Source organism: Collinsella sp. AM16-21, assembly GCF_003471905.1.
Taxonomy (GTDB): Bacteria; Actinomycetota; Coriobacteriia; order Coriobacteriales; family Coriobacteriaceae; genus Collinsella.
In genome coordinates this window covers 301,848-321,340 of sequence record NZ_QRKJ01000001.1, presented here as the reverse complement: position 1 = coordinate 321,340, position 19,493 = coordinate 301,848, and the positions used below count along the sequence as shown (strand labels likewise).

Annotated in this window: 16 protein-coding genes, 1 tRNA gene and 1 riboswitch; of the genes, 16 read left to right on the top strand and 1 reads right to left on the bottom strand. The window is 60.8% G+C overall.

What is annotated here, in order from left to right; all coding sequences use genetic code 11:
• The first annotated feature begins 292 nt into the window (after positions 1 to 292).
• From groES to DW180_RS01370, 11 genes are all read left to right on the top strand, one after another.
• Positions 293 to 586 carry a co-chaperone GroES gene (gene groES / locus DW180_RS01420; protein ID WP_022094351.1) on the top strand — a complete coding sequence of 98 codons (294 nt, stop codon included), beginning with the start codon at positions 293 to 295 and terminating at the stop codon, positions 584 to 586.
• A gap of 96 nt (positions 587 to 682) precedes the next feature.
• The gene (gene groL / locus DW180_RS01415; protein ID WP_118237053.1) at positions 683 to 2,320 is read left to right on the top strand and encodes a chaperonin GroEL; all 1,638 of its coding nucleotides are present in this window, start codon (positions 683 to 685) and stop codon (positions 2,318 to 2,320) included.
• A gap of 369 nt (positions 2,321 to 2,689) precedes the next feature.
• Positions 2,690 to 2,882, top strand: a riboswitch (FMN riboswitch).
• 5 nt (positions 2,883 to 2,887) lie between these two features.
• The gene (locus DW180_RS01410; RefSeq protein WP_055252299.1) at positions 2,888 to 3,478 is read left to right on the top strand and encodes an ECF transporter S component; all 591 of its coding nucleotides are present in this window, start codon (positions 2,888 to 2,890) and stop codon (positions 3,476 to 3,478) included.
• Complete coding sequence (locus tag DW180_RS01405; protein ID WP_118237051.1) at positions 3,475 to 5,379, top strand: energy-coupling factor transporter ATPase; 1,905 nt, start codon at positions 3,475 to 3,477, stop codon at positions 5,377 to 5,379. Before DW180_RS01410 ends, DW180_RS01405 begins: the two co-directional genes overlap by 4 nt.
• Complete coding sequence (locus tag DW180_RS01400; protein ID WP_118237050.1) at positions 5,379 to 6,179, top strand: energy-coupling factor transporter transmembrane protein EcfT; 801 nt, start codon at positions 5,379 to 5,381, stop codon at positions 6,177 to 6,179. Before DW180_RS01405 ends, DW180_RS01400 begins: the two co-directional genes overlap by 1 nt.
• Positions 6,180 to 6,209: 30 nt before the next feature.
• Positions 6,210 to 6,656: a pyridoxamine 5'-phosphate oxidase family protein gene (locus DW180_RS01395; RefSeq protein WP_118237048.1), complete on the top strand. Its 447-nt coding sequence runs from the start codon at positions 6,210 to 6,212 to the stop codon at positions 6,654 to 6,656.
• Positions 6,657 to 6,710: 54 nt separating this feature from the next.
• Positions 6,711 to 7,121, top strand: a complete 411-nt coding sequence (locus DW180_RS01390; protein ID WP_118237046.1) for a pyridoxamine 5'-phosphate oxidase family protein — start codon at positions 6,711 to 6,713, stop codon at positions 7,119 to 7,121.
• A gap of 258 nt (positions 7,122 to 7,379) precedes the next feature.
• Positions 7,380 to 8,450, top strand: a complete 1,071-nt coding sequence (argC, locus tag DW180_RS01385) for an N-acetyl-gamma-glutamyl-phosphate reductase (RefSeq protein ID WP_118237044.1) — start codon at positions 7,380 to 7,382, stop codon at positions 8,448 to 8,450.
• 135 nt (positions 8,451 to 8,585) lie between these two features.
• Complete coding sequence (gene argJ, locus DW180_RS01380; protein WP_118237042.1) at positions 8,586 to 9,854, top strand: bifunctional glutamate N-acetyltransferase/amino-acid acetyltransferase ArgJ; 1,269 nt, start codon at positions 8,586 to 8,588, stop codon at positions 9,852 to 9,854.
• A gap of 80 nt (positions 9,855 to 9,934) precedes the next feature.
• A complete protein-coding gene (argB, locus tag DW180_RS01375) occupies positions 9,935 to 10,915 on the top strand; it encodes an acetylglutamate kinase (protein ID WP_118237040.1) in 981 nt (326 codons plus the stop codon).
• Positions 10,916 to 10,984: 69 nt separating this feature from the next.
• Positions 10,985 to 12,268 carry an aminotransferase class III-fold pyridoxal phosphate-dependent enzyme gene (locus DW180_RS01370; RefSeq protein ID WP_118237038.1) on the top strand — a complete coding sequence of 428 codons (1,284 nt, stop codon included), beginning with the start codon at positions 10,985 to 10,987 and terminating at the stop codon, positions 12,266 to 12,268.
• A 612-nt stretch (positions 12,269 to 12,880) separates the two neighbouring features.
• Here the strand turns inward: DW180_RS01370 and DW180_RS01365 are convergent.
• Positions 12,881 to 12,956, bottom strand: a tRNA-Val gene (locus DW180_RS01365).
• 187 nt (positions 12,957 to 13,143) lie between these two features.
• Between DW180_RS01365 and asnB the strand changes: the two genes are divergently transcribed.
• The 5 genes from asnB (at position 13,144) to rph (ending at position 19,440) form a co-directional block, all read left to right on the top strand.
• Positions 13,144 to 15,024, top strand: coding sequence for an asparagine synthase (glutamine-hydrolyzing) (gene asnB / locus DW180_RS01360; RefSeq protein WP_117563808.1), 1,881 nt, complete (start codon positions 13,144 to 13,146; stop codon positions 15,022 to 15,024).
• Positions 15,025 to 15,136: 112 nt separating this feature from the next.
• Complete coding sequence (locus tag DW180_RS01355) at positions 15,137 to 16,699, top strand: Mur ligase family protein (RefSeq protein WP_118237036.1); 1,563 nt, start codon at positions 15,137 to 15,139, stop codon at positions 16,697 to 16,699.
• Positions 16,700 to 16,810: 111 nt separating this feature from the next.
• Complete coding sequence (locus DW180_RS01350) at positions 16,811 to 17,722, top strand: HAD family hydrolase (protein WP_117736905.1); 912 nt, start codon at positions 16,811 to 16,813, stop codon at positions 17,720 to 17,722.
• 53 nt (positions 17,723 to 17,775) lie between these two features.
• Positions 17,776 to 18,660: a glutamate racemase gene (murI, locus tag DW180_RS01345; RefSeq protein ID WP_117583118.1), complete on the top strand. Its 885-nt coding sequence runs from the start codon at positions 17,776 to 17,778 to the stop codon at positions 18,658 to 18,660.
• A 54-nt stretch (positions 18,661 to 18,714) separates the two neighbouring features.
• A complete protein-coding gene (rph, locus tag DW180_RS01340; RefSeq protein WP_117563804.1) occupies positions 18,715 to 19,440 on the top strand; it encodes a ribonuclease PH in 726 nt (241 codons plus the stop codon).
• Positions 19,441 to 19,493 lie beyond the last annotated feature (53 nt).

Sequence of the window (19,493 nt, the reverse complement as noted above, 5' to 3'; positions counted from 1 at the left end):
GCGGGGCATAAGGTTCATCGCGAGTTCCGCACGAGCCGAAGGCCACTTAATGTGGCCTTCGTGCGAGCAGGACTGCCCGAGCAGGAAACCTTATGCCCCGCCCCTCCGGAGCCACACGGGAGGCATCGCTAAGTTATCCCCCGGCATTCAGAAAATCTAAGTGCCAAAAAATAAGATTTTTTGACTCTGTGTTGTATAACCCGCCATTCGTGGGTACCATTCAACGCGTACGCAAACAAAAAGGGTTAACCCGCGCGGCATAACCGCGCGGCCCAAAAAGGAGGAAACAAGCATGTCGTCTTTGAAGCCGCTTGCAGATCGCGTCCTGGTCAAGCCCGACGAGGCCGAGCAGAAGACCGCTTCTGGTCTGTACATCGCCAGCAACGCTCAGGAGAAGCCGCAGCGCGGCACCATCGTTGCCGTTGGCGCCGGTAAGGTCAACGACAAGGGCGAGCGCATCCCCATGGACGTCAAGGTTGGCGACGTTGTCATCTACGGTAAGTTCGGTGGCAACGAGGTCAAGGTCGACGGTGAGAAGTATCTGCTGATGCGCGCCGACGACATCTACGCCGTCGTCGAGGCCTAGTCTCGTCAGAATCTCTGATTCGTCTTTGAACGCGTCCGCCGCATAGGACTCGGAAGCGGCGACGCGAGTCACATTTCTTTTGGAGGATTACCTACCATGGCAAAGAACATTACGTTCAACACCGATGCCCGCGCCAAGCTCGCCAAGGGCGTCAACACTCTGGCCGACGCCGTTACCGTCACCATGGGCCCCAAGGGCCGTTACGTCGCTCTGCAGCGCACGTTCGGTGCTCCGACCATCACCAACGACGGCGTTTCCGTCGCTAAGGAGATCGAGCTCGAGGACAACATCGAGAACATGGGCGCTCAGCTGGTGAAGGAGGTTGCCACCAAGACCAACGACACCGTGGGTGACGGCACCACCACCGCAACCCTGCTCGCTCAGGCCATCGTCAACGACGGTCTGCGCAACGTCGCTGCTGGCGCCAACCCGCTGGCCATCCGTCGCGGCATCGACAAGGCCGTCAACGCCGCCGTCGCCGAGATGAAGAAGCAGGCCAAGCCGGTCGAGACCAAGGAGCAGATCGCTTCCGTCGGTACCATCTCCGCCGGTGACCCCGAGGTCGGCGAGAAGATCGCCGAGGCCATGGAGGTCGTGGGCAAGGACGGCGTCATCACCGTCGAGGATTCCCAGACGTTCGACATCACCATCGACACTGTCGAGGGCATGCAGTTCGACAAGGGCTACGTCTCCGCTTACTTCGTCACGGACAACGACCGCATGGAGGCTGTGATGAAGGATCCGTACATCCTCATCACCGACCAGAAGATCTCCAGCGTCCAGGACATCATGCCTGTTCTCGAGGCTGTCCAGCGCGCCGGCCGTGGCCTGCTCATCATTGCTGAGGACATCGACGGCGAGGCTCTGCCGACCCTGGTCCTCAACAAGATCCGTGGCGCCCTCAACGTCTGCGCCGTCAAGGCCCCGGGCTACGGCGATCGCCGTAAGCGCATCCTCGAGGACATCGCCGTCCTCACCGGTGGCCAGGCCGCTCTGGACGAGCTGGGCGTGAAGGTCGCTGACATCACCGCCGATATGCTCGGTACCGCTAAGTCTGTCACCATCTCCAAGGACAACACCGTCGTCGTCGGCGGCGCTGGCTCCAAGGAGGCCATCGACGCCCGTATCGCTCAGATCAAGGGTGAGATGGAGAACACCACCTCTGACTTCGACCGCGAGAAGCTCCAGGAGCGCCTGGCCAAGCTCTCCGGTGGCGTTGCCGTCATCAAGGTCGGCGCTGCTACCGAGTCCGAGCTCAAGGAGATCAAGCATCGCGTCGAGGACGCCCTGCAGGCTACCCGCGCTGCTGTCGAGGAGGGCATTGTCGCCGGTGGCGGCGTTGCCTTCATGGACGCTGCTCCTGCGCTCGATACTGTCGAGATCGACGACCCTGAGGAGAAGATCGGCGTCGATATCGTCAAGAAGGCTCTGACCGCTCCGGTCGCTACCATTGCCAAGAACGCTGGCTTTGAGGGCGCTGTCGTGGTCGACAAGGTTGCCGAGCTGCCCGCCGGCCAGGGTCTCAACTCTGCCAACGGCGAGTGGGGCGACATGATCGAGATGGGCGTCCTCGACCCCGTCAAGGTCAGCCGCGTCACCCTGCAGAACGCTGCTTCTGTCGCCAGCCTGATCCTCATCACCGAGGCCACCGTCTCCGATGTGCCCAAGAACACTCAGCTTGAGGATGCTATCGCTGCTGCTACCGCTGGTCAGCAGGGCGGCGGTATGTACTAAGGCCGACAAGGTCTAGAACTCCCACCGGGGATCCGGGGGCGTGACGGGGGTTTCTCTCCGGAACGCCCTCGGACATGCAAAGAGGCTCCGCATCGCGCTTCGCGCTGCGGAGCCTCTTTGCGTCCTGTGGAATGTTCCGGAGAGAAACCCCCGTCACGCCCCCGGATCCCCTGCGTTTACGGCCTTGAGGTCGGCGTGGGCGGAGGACGTGGTTGATAGGGGTACGTGTCCCGGTCGCTGTTTCGCGCTTTGCGCGAAAGGCGCGTTACTTTGGGATGGGTGGGGAACGTGGTTGTTGCGGTAACTGATCCCCGTCATAAATTATCCTCGGCATACTTGCACCTGTCTTCCCTCGTGCTACACTTTTCCTCACTGTTTCAGGGCGGGGTGGAATTCCCCACTGGCGGTAAATCGGGCGGTGTCAAAGGGGCGCCGTGGCGCAGGTAAAGTGCCTGCGACCGAGCCGATGAGTCCGCGACCCGTGTGTGCGTTGGTTCGCATGCCGGCTGAACTGGTGAGATCCCAGTACCAACGGTTAGAGTCCGGATGAAAGAGGCAGGTGATCTTATGTCTGAACAGTCGCAGCATATCCATTTTGAGAACACGAATAGGTGGAGCACTAAACAGCTCGTTACCATGGCGTTGATGTGCGCCTTGGGCGCCCTGTTTATGTACGTGCAGCTGCCCATTCTTCCTTCGGCACCGTTTTTGACCTATGACCCGTCGCTGGTGCCGGCGATGGTGTGTGGGTTTGCATATGGCCCCGGTGCCGGTACCGCTGTTGCCGCCATGGCGATCGTTATCCATGCGCTCACTACGGGTGACTGGGTCGGCGCGCTTATGAACCTGGTTGCCACGCTGGGCTACATTCTGCCCGCGGCTATCGTCTACCAGAAGATGCATACCTATAAGGGTGCCGTGATTGGCTTGGTGCTCGGCGTTATTGCTGCTACGGCGTTGTCTATGGTCGCAAACCTTACCATTGGCGTATGGTTCTGGTATGGCTCGGTCGATGTGATCGCCCCACTCATGATTCCTGCCGTGCTGCCGTTCAACCTCATCAAGACCGTGCTTAACTCGGTGTTGACGCTGGCGGTGTACAAGGCGGTCTCTAATCTCATCACGCCCAAGAAGGACCAGGTCAAAGGCCGCGCATGATTGAGTGTCGGGGCGTTTCCTTTAGCTATGACGGTGCCGTACCGGCACTCGACGGTGTCGATCTGAACATTGAGGACGGCGAGTTTTTCTGCATCCTCGGTGGCAATGGGTCGGGTAAGTCGACGTTTGCCAAGCATCTGAACGCACTGTTGCAGCCCGATGCGGGCACGGTACGTATCAACGGCATGGATGCGTCCGACCCCGAGCTGGTCTATGACATTCGTTCGACCGCGGGCATGGTATTCCAGAATCCCGATGATCAGCTGGTGGCAACGCTTGTCGAAGATGACGTTGCATTTGGTCCCGAAAACCTTGGCGTGCCATCGGCACAAATCGCGCAGCGCGTACGCGAGGCGCTGAAGGGCGTGGGCCTGGTGGGCTTTGAGCGCCATGAGACCCACGCGCTTTCGGGCGGCCAAAAGCAGCGCGTGGCGCTTGCCGGCGTGCTCGCCATGGAACCGCGCGTTCTCATTTTGGATGAGGCTTCCTCGATGCTCGATCCGCGTGGACGTCAGGGCTTCATGAAGGCTTGCCGCGCGTTACGCGATCGCGGCATGACCATCGTGATGATTACGCACTTTATGGAAGAGGCCGCCGAGGCCGATCGTGTCGCGGTGTTTCGGGCGGGGCGCGTTGCCATGCTCGGTACGCCCGAGGAAATCTTGACGCGGGCGGACGAACTTGCGCAGCTCAACCTGGATATGCCGGCGTCGTGCTGTCTAGGTAGGGCACTTCGTGAGAAGGGCGTACGCGTTTGCGCGCAGGTGCGCGAGGCGGATATGGTCGCCGAGATTGCACAGGCTTATGCCGAGCGGAGTGGGGCGGACGTCGCAGGGCAGTCTTCCGCATCCGATTCTCGTATGCTCGACAATGTATCCTCCGTGACTGACGGGGCGGCCGCGTCGGAGCCCGTCATCGAGATTTCGCACCTCTCGCATAGTTACTCGCTGAGCGCCCGCGAGCGCCGTCGCTGGCGCAAGCGCTCGACCACTGCGGACGCATCGAGCAAACAGGCCCTTTGGGGCAACGATCCAAACAGCCCCTGGGCACTGCGCGATGTTTCGCTGACGGTGCGTCGCGGTGAGTTTCTGGGTCTGGCGGGTCATACCGGCTCGGGTAAATCGACGCTGGTTCAGCATCTCAACGGGTTGATTCGTCCGCAGGAGGGAAGCGTTTGCGCGCTGGGGCTCGACCTATCAAACAAGAAAGACGCCGCCGCGGTTAAGGCCAAGGTCGGCGTGGTGTTTCAGTATCCCGAGCGTCAGCTATTTGCCGAGACCGTGGCACAGGACGTGGCGTTTGGCCCGCGTAACCTTGGCCTGCCACAAGACGAGGTCGCGCGCCGTGTCGCATCATCGCTTGCGCGCGTGGGCCTCGACCTTGCCGCGATAGGCGACAAGAGCCCCTTTGAGCTTTCGGGCGGCCAGCAGCGCCGCGTGGCGTTTGCCGGCGTGCTCGCCATGGAACCCGAGGTCCTGGTGCTCGACGAGCCCATGGCGGGGCTCGATCCGGCTGCGCGCAGAGATTTCCTGGGGCTCATCGATCGGCTCCATCGCGAGGGTCTGACTGTTGTCATGGTTTCGCACAGCATGGATGACCTGGCAAATTGTTGTGACCGTATCGTTGTGATGAACGAGGGCGCCGTGTTTGCCGAGGGAACGCCCGCGCAGGTTTTTGCGCATGCGGACGAGCTCAAGTCAATCGGCCTGGGCGTTCCTGCCGCCCAGCGTATGGCGCTGGCGCTTGCGCAGGCCGGTGTGCCGCTCCGCTGCGACAAGCTTTATACGGTTGAGGCGCTGGCCGACGAGCTGGCCGGCTTGCTGCTGGGCTGCGCGGAAGTGCCTTTGAGGGTTCCGTGTCAGGCTGGTTCCAAGGCGCCCACGCGAGAGGAGGGCTGCTAATGGAGGCGTTCTCATTTGGCAGCTACTATCCCGGCGATAGTGCAATCCACCACCTGGACCCGCGAACCAAGTTGCTCTTGGGCTTTGTGTTTCTGATCACGACGCTCACGGCCAGTAGCTTCCGCGGACTGGTTCCGGTCGCAATCTTCGTTGTGCTGATCTATGCCGTGTCCCGGGTGCCGTTGCGTCGGGTCTTATCATCGATGGCACCACTGCTGGCGATTGTCGTAGTGGTTGCGGTGCTCAACCTGTTTTCCGATCAGAGTGGCCGCATCCTGTGGCAGCTTGGCTTTTTGCAGGTGAGCGAGGGCTCGCTGCGTTCCGCCGGGTTTATGGCGTGCCGTCTGACCCTGATGATGGCCGGCATGAGCGCCATTACACTCACCACGCCGACGCTCGACCTCACCGCAGGTTTTGAGCGCCTGCTCGCACCATTTGCGCGCGTGGGGCTTCCGGCACACGAGCTCGGCATGATTATGGGTATCGCGCTGCGGTTTATGCCGCAATTTGCCACCGAGATGAAACAGACGGCCGATGCACAGGCAAGTCGCGGCGCGCGCGTGACGGGTGGTCCGCTCGGCGGCGTACGCATGCTCGGCAGCGTGGCGATTCCGCTGTTCACCGGCGTGTTCCGTCATGCCGAGACACTTTCGGCCGCCATGGATGCGCGCTGTTATCACGGCGAGCAGGGACGCACGCGTCTGCATGCGCTTACGTTTGGTCGTGAGGACGCGCTGGCAGCGCTGACGATGGCGCTGCTGGTGACATGCGTTGTCGTTATCAACCTTCAACTCGTCTAAGCTCGATTCGAGCGCAAGAAAGGGGTCACTATGACCGACATCGATCGCACGGCTCAGCTCGAGCGCGTCTGCTCGTATCTCAGGCGCATTCCGGCGTGGTATCTTGCCACGACCGATGCGAGCGACGGGCATCAGCCCCGCGTGAGGCCGTTTTCGTTTGCCATGGTTGATGATGACAAACTGTGGTTTTGCACGTCGCGTGACAAGGACGTATGGGCGGAGTTGAGTGCGAATCCCAAGTTTGAGGTATCGGGCTGGAAGCCGGGGGAGTGCTGGATCGTGCTAACCGGTGAGGCCGCGCTCGAGGACGATGCATTCGCGAGCGACAAGGTACGCCAGGCGGGCTTTAAGCACATGGTGGGCATTGGCGAGCAACACGATAGCGCCAACGACGGCCGCCTTGCGTTCTTCTCGGTCCGCAACATCGCTGCGCGGTTCTGCGATATCGACGGCAGCGAAGAGCTCCTCGAGCTCTAATTTCCCAAATTGACTACCCATTCCAAAAAGACTGATCAGGCGTCAGGAGGAAACGTGGACGGATTGAATACGGTGCTGGAGTATTTGACGTCGGTGCCGGCGTGGTATTTGGCGACGAGTGTGGACGGGCAGCCGCATGTGCGTCCGTTCTCGTTTGCACAGATTCAGGACGGCAAGCTGTGGTTTGTGACGGCGCGCACCAAAGATGTGTGGCAGGAGCTGCTGCAAAACCAGCGCTTTGAGGCCACGAGTTGGTGGCCGGGCCATGGTTGGTTGATTCTGCGCGGGCGTGCGGGGCTGGAAGACCGGGCTTCGAGCGAAATGCGCGAGGCCGGATGGAAGCATCTTGAGCGCTTGAGCGAGCACTATGAGGGGCCTAACGACCCCGCGCTTGTCTTCTTTAGCGTCGAGGATCCCGAGGCTTTTATCTGCAATCACGACGAATGGGCGCCGGTCGAGCTCTAACCAGCTGGCTCATCCCAACAACTTGGTTTTTCGCATGGGCGGGCCCCGTGTTGCCCGGCACCGTAAGGAGTGCCGGTCAATACGGGGCCCGCTCTATTTGTCAATTCCTTCAAGCGAATGTGTCGGGAATGTTTCAATGCATGAATATGCAAGCTATTTACGTATTCATGCATCTTTTGGTGCTAAAGTTTCAACCCACTTCATAACGACCGCTGCGAAATGCGCATCGGTGCATAAATCGCAGACAAGGAGTCTGATATGTCTTTGAAGGTTGGAATCGTCGGCGCGGCTGGATATGCCGGAGCCGAGCTCATTCGCCTCGTGCTCGGTCATCCCGAGTTTGAACTTGTTGCCATTACGTCCAACGCCGATGCCGGCCAGCCGCTGTCCGCGGTGTATCCGAGCTTTGCTGGCGTGAGCGATCTGGTTTTCACCACGCATGACGCCCCTGAGCTCAAGAGCTGCGATGCGGTTTTTCTTGCCGTGCCGCATACAGCCGCCATGGCGCAGGTGCCCGCCCTGCTTGCCGCAGGCGTTTCCTGCTTTGATCTTTCGGCCGATTACCGTCTGAGCGACCCGTCCGTCTTTGAGGCATGGTATGCCGCCGAGCACACGAGCCCCGAGCTGCTCAGGACCCGCGCTTTTGGCCTGCCCGAGCTGTTCTGCCAGGACTTGAAGGCCGCTGCTTCCAGCCATGCCGCTGGCAGGCCCGTATTGGTCGCCTGCGCCGGCTGCTATCCCACCGCAACGAGCCTTGCTGCTGCTCCTGCCGTGCGTGCGGGCTGGGTGGCAGAGAACGGTCCCGTAATCGTCGATGCCATTAGCGGCGTGACGGGTGCCGGTAAGTCCTGCAACGCCCGCACCCATTTTTGTAGCGCGGACGAGAACCTGGAGGCCTATGGCGTGGGCAAGCATCGCCATACGCCCGAGATCGAGCAAATTCTGGGCCTGACCGACCGCGTCGTCTTTACTCCGCATCTGGCACCGCTCAAGCGCGGCCTGCTCTCTACGGTGACGCTGCCGCTTGCGCCGCAGGCTCTCGACACGTTGACCCTTGAGGACGTCGTCGACCATTACAAGAAGTTTTACGCCGGTCGCACCTTTGTGCGCGTGCTCGATGCCGGCCAGCAGCCCAAGACGGCTTCGGTCGTCGGTACCAATGTCGCCCAGATCGGCCTCGCGCTCAACAAGCGCGCGGGCGTTCTGGTGGCTACGGGCGCCATCGACAATCTGTGCAAGGGCGCAGCAGGCCAGGCGGTCCAGTGCGCCAATATCGTCTTTGGTTTTGACGAGCGACGAGGCTTGCCCACAGTGGCGTGCCCGGTGTAGCACATTCGATTGTTAACGATTTGGTAGTCGGGTATCGAGTTGGGCGCCACTTTTAAGCTGGTCTACTCATTGCGACCGGTATGGCGTGCCAGCCGATGCCCGCTTTTTTATTTGATATAAGGAGTCGTAGGGACGATGAATACCGACCTGATTGATATCAAGATTCGCGCCGTCGAGGGCGGCGTTACGGCAGCTGCCGGCTTTAAGGCTGCAGGCATCCATGCGGGATTCCGGAAGAATCCCGAGCGCTTGGACTATGCGCTCGTCGTGCCCGATAAGCCCTGTCCCGGCGCCGGCGTGTTTACGACCAACCGCTTTTGCGCGGCGCCCGTGCAGGTGAGCCGTGCCAACCTGGGCGGCGCGGACAAGGGCTATGGCATCATCGCCGGTGTTTCAATCAACTCCGGCAACGCGAACGCCGCCACGGGCGAGACCGGCCTTGCCTGCGCGCGCGAGACCTGCAACATCGCGTCGCAGGTTATCGGCTGTGAGCCCCAGCAGATCCTGGTTGCCTCCACGGGTGTGATTGGACAGATTCTGCCGATCGATACGTTTGAGACGGCTGTTCCGTCCGCCTACGAGGCGCTCTCTGTCCATGGCGGTGCCGATGCGGCCCGTGCCATCATGACGACCGATACGCACTCCAAGGAGTATGCCGTTCGCTACCGCAGTGAGGCTGCGGGCCATGCGGGCAACGCTTATACGGTGGGCGGCATGTGCAAGGGCTCGGGCATGATCATGCCCAATATGGCCACCATGATCGCGGTCATTACTACCGATGCCCCCGTCGAGCCGGCGGCGCTCCACGCCCTGTTGCTCTCGACCGTTAAGCAGACCTTTAATAAGGTGACGGTCGATTCCGATACCTCGACCAACGACACCTGTATCATGCTTGCTTCTGGCGCTGCTGCCGCAGATACCGAGGCCATCGTCGAGGGCACTGACGCCTTTGACGAGTTGGCCTTTGCCGTGCACGAGGTGTGCGAGAGCTTGGCGCGCAACATCGCGGCCGATGGCGAGGGTGCGTCAAAGCTCGTGACGGTTAACGTTACCGGCGCCGCCAACGACGAGGAAGCCGATATCGCCGCCCGTGCCGTCGCCAACTCGCCGCTCGTCAAGACCTGCATCGCTGGCCACGATTGCAACTGGGGCCGCGTTGCCATGGCGCTCGGCAAGTGCGGCGTGAAGTTTAATCAGGAAGACGTTTCCATCGACATGATGGGTATGCCTGTCTGCCGTGACGGTCTGACTGTTCCCTTTGACGAGGACGAGGCTCTGCGACGTTTTGAAGCGTCCGAGATCGTGATCTCGGCCGACCTGGGCGCAGGCGACGCGGCAACGACCGTGTGGACCTGCGACCTCACGCACGAGTACATCTCCATCAACGGCGACTACCGTTCCTAGATTCCAGGCACGCTGCGCATCTTGCCGCATTGCGGACAGCGAAGCACGGCGTGATAACGATACGAAAGACGAGGCAGATTATGAAATTCGCACGCGATTGTCGCTCGAGCGAATCCAACGAAGTTACCGCGCAGCTGCTGTTCGAGGCGCTGCCGTGGATTAAGAACCTGACCGGTAAGACGGTCGTTATCAAGTACGGCGGTGCCGCCATGGTCGACGAGCAGCTGCGTCGTGACGTGATGAGCGACATCGTCCTGCTCAAGATTATCGGCATGCGCCCTGTTATCGTGCACGGCGGCGGCAAGGCCATCAACGAGGCGCTCAGCCACTATGACATCCCCGTCGAGTTTAAGAACGGCCAGCGCGTGACTACGCCTGCCACCATGGATATCGTGCGCGAGGTACTGGGCGGCAAGGTCAATCAGGAGCTGGTCGCGGCGCTCAACCACCACGGCAACCTGGCCGTGGGCGTATCGGGCAGCGATGCCGGCACGCTCATCGCCGAGCCGCTCGACCCCGAGCTCGGACGCGTGGGCAAAGTGACGCACGTCAACACCGACTATATCGAGCGCTTACTCGATAGCGAGTACATCCCCGTCATCGCTACCGTCGCGGCGGGGGAGGACGGCGGTTTCTTCAACATCAACGCCGATACCGCCGCCGGTGCCGTTGCCGCGGCGCTCCACGCGCATAAGGCGATCTTTTTGACCGATGTCGATGGCCTGTACAAGGACTTTAGCGACAAGGATTCGCTTATCTCCAACCTAACGCTCGACGAGGTTAACGAAATACTCTATGGGGGCGAGGTCGACAAAGGCATGATTCCCAAGCTACGCGCCGCTGTCGATGCGCTTACCGCCGGCGTATTTCGTGCTCACATCATTAACGGTACTACGCCGCACTCGCTGCTGCTGGAGCTGCTGACCGATGCTGGCGTCGGTACCGTGATCCACTCCACCGAGACGGCCTACGAGTTCGATACACACCCGCACCCGCTTTCGACCTTTGCGGCACGCCTGACCGAGAACCTCGACGAGGTCGAGAAACTCCAGACGGTCTAGCCGACCCGCGGTCGTCGCGTCCCTGCACCCATAGCCCTGCGCCGTACGGCGCCCAACGAAAGGCATCCCATGTCACTTGCTGCTCAACAATCGCTCGAATCCCACTACGTTATGCATACCTTTGGCCGCTCTCCGGTCGAGTTTGTCGAGGGTCACGGCATGAAGCTCACCGGCGACGATGGCCGTGAGTACCTCGACTTTCTTGCCGGCATCGGCGTGTGCAGCCTAGGTCATGGCGACCCGGCTGTGCTCTCGGCGCTCGAGGCGCAGACCAAAAAGCTCATGCATGTCTCCAATTACTTCTACATCGAGCAGCGCGGACAGGTCGCGGCGCTGCTGTCCAAGCTTGCCAACGACGACGTAGATGGTGCGCGCGTGCTTGCCGATGCCATTGTCGCCGGCGATGAGACCACGGCAGCTGCTCTTGGTGCCCCGGCTGCGGATGAGCAGGTTTGGGAGACCTTCTTTGCCAACTCTGGCGCCGAGGCCAACGAGGGCTCGATGAAGCTTGCTCGTCTGTACGCCAAGCGTGCCGGTAATGGCGGCAACACCATCGTGTGCATGCGCGGCGGCTTCCACGGCCGTACGCTCGAGACCATTGCCGCCACCATGCAGGATTGGCTGCAGGACAGCTTCCGCCCGCTGCCGGGTGGCTTTGTGGCCTGCACGCCCAACGATGTGGACGAGCTGCGTGCGATCTTTAAGCAGCTGGGGAGCGAGGTCTGCGCCGTCATGCTCGAGCCGATTCAGGGCGAGAGCGGCGTGCACCCCATGACCGAGGAGTTTATGACGGCGGCGCGCGACTTGGCGCACGAGGTGGACGCCGTTCTTATCGCCGACGAGGTCCAGTGTGGCATCTTCCGCTCCGGCAAGCCGTTTGCATTCCAGACCTATGGCGTGGAGCCCGACATCATGAGTCTTGCCAAGGGCATCGCCGACGGCGTTCCCATGGGCGCCGTGGTGGCAAAGAAAGAGATCGCCGACGTGTTTAAGCCGGGTGACCACGGTTCGACCTTTGGCGGTAGCTGCTTGGCTGTCGCGGCGTGCGCCGCGACGCTCTCCGCGCTCGTGCGCGGCGATTATGCTGAGCATGCTGCCAAGGTGGGTGCTTATATGGAGGCAAAACTCACCAAGCTGCCGCATGTGGTCGAGGTACGCGGTCGCGGCTTAATGCTCGGCTGCGATTTGGATGAGACTGCGGGTGATGCACATGATATTGTTGCCCGCGCGCTGGCCGCTGGCGCCGTGATTAACGCGACCGGAGCTCATACGCTGCGTTTCCTGCCGCCGCTTATCTGCGAGGAAGCCGACGTGGACAGCCTGATCGAGATTTTGTCGGACGTTTTGGCCTAACACAGCGCAATAACTCAATTTGGACCGGGTTCCGGACTGCGGACGTGCCCTATGTGGCATGATTCAGCGGTCTGGAGCCCGTTTTGCCTTAGATTTGCTAAGGCGGGGAGACCTGCTGGTCAAAAAACATTAAATATGAGTACTGTTACCGATTTGGTCGCAGCAATTTTGGACTAATAAGACCAGATGGCAAGTCGAAATGGCGATGAATGCACGATTTTGATCTAATTGTTAGTCCTTATAATGGACATATGTTGCGTAACTTAATCAAATACTATCTTTTGATATGTTGTAAGCAAGGTAGCAGTACTCATTTTTGCCATTTTCTGGCCACGGCCTTTGTGACAGACGTGCTGGCGGGTTCGAATCCCATGCGCTGGGCCTGAAAAAAAGAAAGGCCTCCATCGCTGGAGGCCTAACAATTCAGTGGTGGGCGATGAGGGATGTCGCGTGCGGCTGACGCCGCCCGCTCTCGCTTCGGGCCTACGGCCCTCGCGTGCTGCGCTGGAAAACGCTTCGCGTTTCCTCAGCTCCGCACCCTTGCGGGTTCGAATCCCATGAAATGGGCCCAAACAAAAAACGGTCCCCTTTCGAGGACCGTTTCCAAATCAGTGGTGGGCGATGAGGGATTCGAACCCCCAGCCTTGTGCGTGTAAAGCACCTGCGCTAACCGTTGCGCCAATCGCCCGTGCGGAGAGAGTATAGCAAAACAATCGCCTCATTCATCTCATATCCATTAAAGGTAACCGTCGCGTGTCACAGCGGAGCTGATTCAGTTGAGATTGCCTGAACATTCCGCCCCTCTTTACGCCCTCGGGTATACTCAAAAGCTACTGATTCGATTTGATGCCCAGCAACAGCAGAGGGGATAGTATATGTGCGGTTTTGTCGGTTTTGTCGGTGGGACGGATAACCAATCCGAGGTACTCACCAAGATGATGGACCGCATCGTCCATCGCGGTCCCGACATGGGCGGTCAGTTTATCGACGGCCGCGTTGCCCTCGGCTTCCGCCGTCTGTCGATCCTCGACCTGACCGAGGCTGGCGCCCAACCCATGGCCAACGAGGACGGTAGCGTCGTCATTGTCTTCAACGGCGAGATCTACAACTTCCAAGAACTCCGTTCCGAGCTCGAGGCCAAGGGCTACAAGTTCCACTGCGGCGCCGACACCGAGAGCCTCCTGCACGGCTACGAGGAGTGGGGCGAGGCAGTACTCGATCGCTTGCGCGGTATGTACGCCTTCGTCATCTGGGACAAGAAGAAGAACAAGCTTTTTGGCGCCCGCGATATCTTTGGCATCAAGCCGCTCTACTACTATCCCATGGCCGATGCGGGCGACGGCGCTCCGGGCGTGCTCTTTGGTTCCGAGATCAAGAGCTTCCTGGACTACCCGCACTTCCACAAGGCGGTCAACAAAAAGGCCCTGCGTCCGTACATGACGCTGCAGTATTCGGCAACCGAGGAGACCTTCTTCGAGGGTGTCTACAAGCTGCCGCCGGCGCATTACTTTACCGTAGACATCCCGACCGGCAAGATGAACATCGAGCGCTACTGGGATTGCGATTACTCTGCCGTCGAGAAGCCGTTCGAGGAGTACGTCGACGAGCTGGATGAGGTCGTGCACGAGAGCGTCGAGGCCCATCGCATCGCCGACGTCAAGGTCGCGTCGTTCCTCTCCGGCGGCGTCGACTCCAGCTACATCGCCGCTTGCCTCATGCCCGACAAGACCTTCTCGGTGGGCTTCGATTACAAGAATTTCAACGAGACTAACTACGCCAAGGAACTTTCTGACAAGCTCGGCGTCGAGAATGTCCGCAAGATGATTACCGCCGACGAGTTCTTCGGTGCGCTCGAGGACATCCAGTATCACATGGACGAGCCGCAGTCCAACCTGTCTTCCGTGCCGCTGTGGTTCTTGGCCGAGATGGCCCGCAAGGACGTCACCGTCGTGCTTTCGGGCGAAGGCGCCGACGAGCTCTTTGGCGGCTACGCCTACTACGAGGACACGGTTCCGGTCCGCAAGTACAAAAAGATGGTGCCGCTGCCCATCCGTCGCGCGCTCGGTAACCTGGCGCTGCATATGCCGTACTTCAAGGGACATAACTTCCTGGTCAAGGGTGCCGAGATCCCCGAGAAGTCGTTCCTGGGACAGGCTCTGGTATGGCCGGAGCGCGAGGTCGACGGCGTGCTCAAGCCCGAGTACAACACCGGCGACGGCGCCTTTGAGCTCGCTGCACCCATCTACGCACGCGTGAAGGGCCAGCCCGAGCTGGTCAAGAAGCAGTACCTGGACATGAACATGTGGCTCCCGGGCGACATTCTGCTCAAGGCCGACAAGATGTGCATGGCACATTCGCTGGAGCTGCGCGTGCCCTTCCTGGACCGCAAAGTCATGGAGTTCGCCGAGCACATTCCCGACCGCTACCGCATCAACGAGAACGGCAACAAACAGGTACTCCGCCACGCTGCCAACAAGTCGCTGCCCGATGAGTGGGCCACCCGTCCCAAGGTGGGCTTCCCGGTGCCGATTGTCTACTGGCTGCGCGAGCAAAAGTGGTACGACTATGTCAAGGAGTACTTCACCGCGCCGTGGGCAAGCGAGTTCTTCGATACCGACGAGCTCATGCACCTGCTCGATTTGCACTTTGCGGGCAAGGGCGATTTCCAGCGCAAGATCTATACGCCGCTCGTGTTCCTGGTGTGGTACAAGCGCTTCTTTATCGACGAGGACCAGCCCGCTGTTCAGGCTGCCTAGCCTCGGCTTACGAACGCCTGCGCGTAACGGCTCCTCCGGGAGCCGTTTTTGCGTGGGTGCGTTTCAGTTACTATAAAAACCGTCCCTGCCAAATGGCTGAGAAAGGTGAAAGATGCACCATTCGGATTCCGCGACCGTGACCACGGTCGATACGCTTGCCAAGCTTCTCGATGTGTTCGGCGAGCTGCGCGCATCAGAGCAGGTTGACGAGCGTGCCGTGACCGGCTGCTCGTTTGATTCGCGCGCGGTCTCGGCAGGTGACGTGTTCTTTTGCAAAGGCGCTGCCTTTAAGCCCGCGTTTTTGAGCATGGCGCTCGATGCGGGCGCCGTCGCATTTGTGTGCGAAGAGTCGCTGGTCGAGTCTCTGGAACCGCTGGCGCAGGAGAGCGGTGCTGCGATGCTGGTTGTTGATAGCGTTCGCACGGCCATGGCCCTGTTGCCGCCGGAGGTCTACGACCGTCCCGACCACGACGTCAAGATCGTGGGCATCACCGGTACCAAGGGAAAGACCACTGCCGCTTTTATGCTCCAGTCGATTATCAAGGCGGCGGGCGAGTCCTGCGGCATCATCGGCTCGGTGAGTACCGACGATGGTATCGAGTGCTACGAGAGCACCAACACCACGCCCGAGGCCCCCGAGGTCTGGCGCCATATCGCCAACTGCCGCACGTCCGGTCGCCAGTCCATGGTCATGGAGGTCTCGAGCCAGGCGCTCAAGTACCAACGCGTCGAGAATCTGCCGTTTGACGTGGCGTGCTTCCTCAACATCGGCCGCGACCACATCTCGCCGATCGAACACCCCACGTTTGAGGATTATTTTGAGAGCAAACTCAGGATCTTTGACCAGGCAAAGACCGCCGTGGTGAATCTGGGCACCGAAGAGGTTGACCGTGTGCTGGAGGCAGCGTCGACGGCCGAGCGCTTGGTGACCGTTGGCGTCGAGCATCCCGAGGCAAGCCTGTGGGCAAGCGATGTCCGCGTGCTCGGCTTTAGCATCGAGTTTAACCTGCATGGCCTGTGTGCTGACGAGTCCGAGGCGGGGGAGAAGGTCCTGCTGGGCATCGCGGGCGACTTTAACGTGGAAAACGCGTTGGTCGCTATCGCCGCTGCGCACGAGATCGGCATCGGTATCGAGGCTATCAAGAAGGGCCTCTCCAAACTGCGTGTGCCGGGCCGTATGGAGGTCGTGGAGTCGAAGGACGGCCGCGTGATCTGCGTCGTTGACTATGCGCACAACCAGCTTTCGTTCCGATCGCTTTTCTCGTCGGTTAAGCGCGCGTTTCCCACTAGTCCAGTCATTGCAGTGTTTGGCGCTGCCGGCGGCAAGGCGCAGGAGCGCCGCGAGCAGCTTCCGCGCGAGGCCGCACCATATTCCGACCTGATGATCTTTACCAACGAGGATCCGGCTCACGAGGACCCGATGAAGGTCTGCCGCGAGCTTGCCGAACATGTTCCCGACGATACGCCGAACAAGATCATTCTCGATCGCGAGGCTGCTGTGCACGCGGCATTCAAGGCGGCGCGCGAGGAGTACGTCAACGCCGATGCTCCCACCATTGTCTTGCTGCTGGCAAAGGGTGACGAGGAGCTCATGCACGTGGGCGACAAGTTCGTGCCCATCGAGAGCGACCTTTCGCTGGCCAATCGCCTAATCGATGTTACCCAGTTTGACTAATGAACTGCGATGAGGGCGGCGTCCTGAGCGCGCTGCCGTTGCAAGCGCGTTTTTCCTCGAGTGAGGCGCGCCGCCTAAGACCAGAAGCCCCTTCTACGTAATGGAGTAACCATGTCCCACAACACCCTGCCGACCGTTGCCGAGCTTTCGGGCGAGATGCGCGAGCGCTTGGCCAAGGTCAAGTACGTCTTTACCGACCTGGATGCTACGATGCTCGCACCCGGCTCGTGCGTGCTGCGCGACAACGACGGCAACCCCTCGACCAAGCTCGTCGAGGCTGTCGTGGCACTTGCTCGCGCCGGCATCCAAGTGGTTCCCACCTCGGGCCGCAACCGCACCATGATCCACGAGGATGCGCGCGTGCTCGGCCTCAACTCCTACATTGGTGAGATGGGTGGCCTGGTCATGTACGATCTCAAGGCCAACGATTGGGAGTATCTGACCGGCGATATGCCCTACGACCCATCTTGCGGTCTCACGCCGCACCAGGTGATCGAGCAGACTGGCGTGTGCGAGAAGATCCTCGCCCGCTGGCCGCACAAGATCGAGTATCACAACGACATGTCGACCGGCTACAAGTACCGCGAGGTTACCGTCGGCATGCGCGGCGACATCCCCGATGACGAGGCGCAGGCCATCCTCGACGAGGCCGGCTGTGGCCTGGTGTGGGCCTGTAACGGTCACCTGACGCATCTGTCCAAGCCGACGACGCTCGAGCTCGATCGCGTCGAGGACGGTCGTGCATTCAACATCAACCCCGCGGGCCTCAACAAAGGCGTCGCCATTGCGCGCTTCTGCGAGCACCTGGGGATCGAGCGCGAGGAGACGCTCGCGCTCGGCGATTCCGAGTCCGACTTCTACATGGCCGATCACGTGGGCACGTTCTGCCTGGTCGAGAATGGCCTGACGAGCGCCGGCGCGCCCGAGTTCCTGGCTGCTTGCGAGAACGCTTTCGTTACGCGCGGCAAAATTGTCGACGGTTGGGCGGCGACGGCAGAGCTGCTGGTCACGGCGCGTTCGTAGCGCGGCGTCGCCGCACTTGGATATGTCTTTTCGAGAGAGAATCTGGTGAGGTAATGTCCGATATCAAGAATCTGGCCGGGGACACGCGCCCTATTGGCGTATTCGACTCGGGTCTTGGTGGTCTGACGGTTGCGCGCGCCATCGCGACGGCGCTGCCGCACGAGTCCGTCTACTACTTCGGCGACACAAAACGCTGCCCCTACGGCACGCGCACCGAGGATGAGGTGCGCTCGTTTGCGTTGCAGGCGGGCCGTTGGCTGTCGAAGCACGACGTCAAGATTATGGTCATCGCCTGCAACACGGCGACCGCTGCGGCCTTGCGTCTGGCCCAGCAGGTGCTCGACGTTCCCGTCATCGGTGTGATCGCACCGGGCGCACGCGCGGCAATCAACAGCACTCGCACGCGCCGGGTGGGCGTGCTCGCCACCAACCTCACCATTCGATCGGGCGCCTACACGCGCGCCATCCAGGATCTGGATGCCGGCGTCGATGTATACGGTTGTCCTGCCTCGAGCTTTGTCGAGGTTGTCGAACACGAGCTCGCCTCGGGTGCACATCTGCAGGAACAGTGGCTTGAGAACGAGGACATCTTCGATACGCCTGCCGTGCGTGCGCTGGTGGGTGCCACGGTTGAGCCGCTGCGCGACCACGGTATCGATACCGTGGTGCTCGGCTGTACGCATTTTCCGCTGTTGGTGGGACCTATCCGTCATGCGCTGGGGCCTGGGGTGCGCGTCGTGAGTTCCGCCGAGGAGACCACGCGCGAGCTGACCGATATCCTCACGCGCCGCGAGCAGCTGGCGGGCGACGCCGCCGAGCCGCAGCATCGTTTTGCCACGACGGCCGATAACATTGCCGAGTTTGCGGTGGCGGGCAGCTTTATCTTTGGTCAGCCGCTCAAGAGCATTGAGCATATCGATATCGATGAGCTGAAATAGATGCAAGGCCGCCGCCAAAGCCTTCGCCACATTTTTTGCCGAAAGGATCTTTCTATGGAGTACATGCAGGTCAACCGCGCCAACGGCCGCGCCGCCAACGAGTTGCGTCCCGTTAAGCTCACCCGTGGCGTCATGAAGCACGCCCACGGTTCGTGCCTGGCCGAGTTCGGCGACACGCGCGTGCTGTGCGCCGCCACTATCGAGGAGGGCGTGCCGGGCTGGCGAAAGGGAGCTAAGGCCGGCTGGGTGACCGCGGAATACGCCATGCTGCCGACGTCGACCGGCAAGCGCTGCAAGCGCGAACACGCCAACCGCAAGGGCCGCTCCATGGAGATCGAGCGCCTCATTGGCCGCAGCCTGCGTACCGTCGTCAACATGAAGGCGCTCGGCGAGTACACCGTCACCGTCGACTGCGATGTGATTCAGGCCGATGGCGGCACGCGTACAGCGAGCATCACCGGCGCCTGGGTGGCGCTGCACGACGCCCTCGCCATGTGGGTCGAGGCGGGCAAGATCGAGCGCATCCCGCTTACCGGCCAGGTGGCTGCAATCTCCATGGGCGTTGTCGACGGCAATACGCTGCTTGACCTCGATTATTCCGAGGACAGCCATGCCGAAGTCGACATGAACCTCGTTGCCACCGACACCGGTGAGATGATCGAGCTCCAGGGCACTGGCGAGCAGGCGCCCTTTGACCGTAAGCGCCTCAACGCCCTGCTCGACTTGGGCGACAAAGGCATCGCCGAGCTCATCGAGCTTCAGCGCCAAGCCATCGCCTAACCTGCCAAAAAGGGACAGGTTTATTTTGGCAGGTTTTATCTGGGAAAACGTCG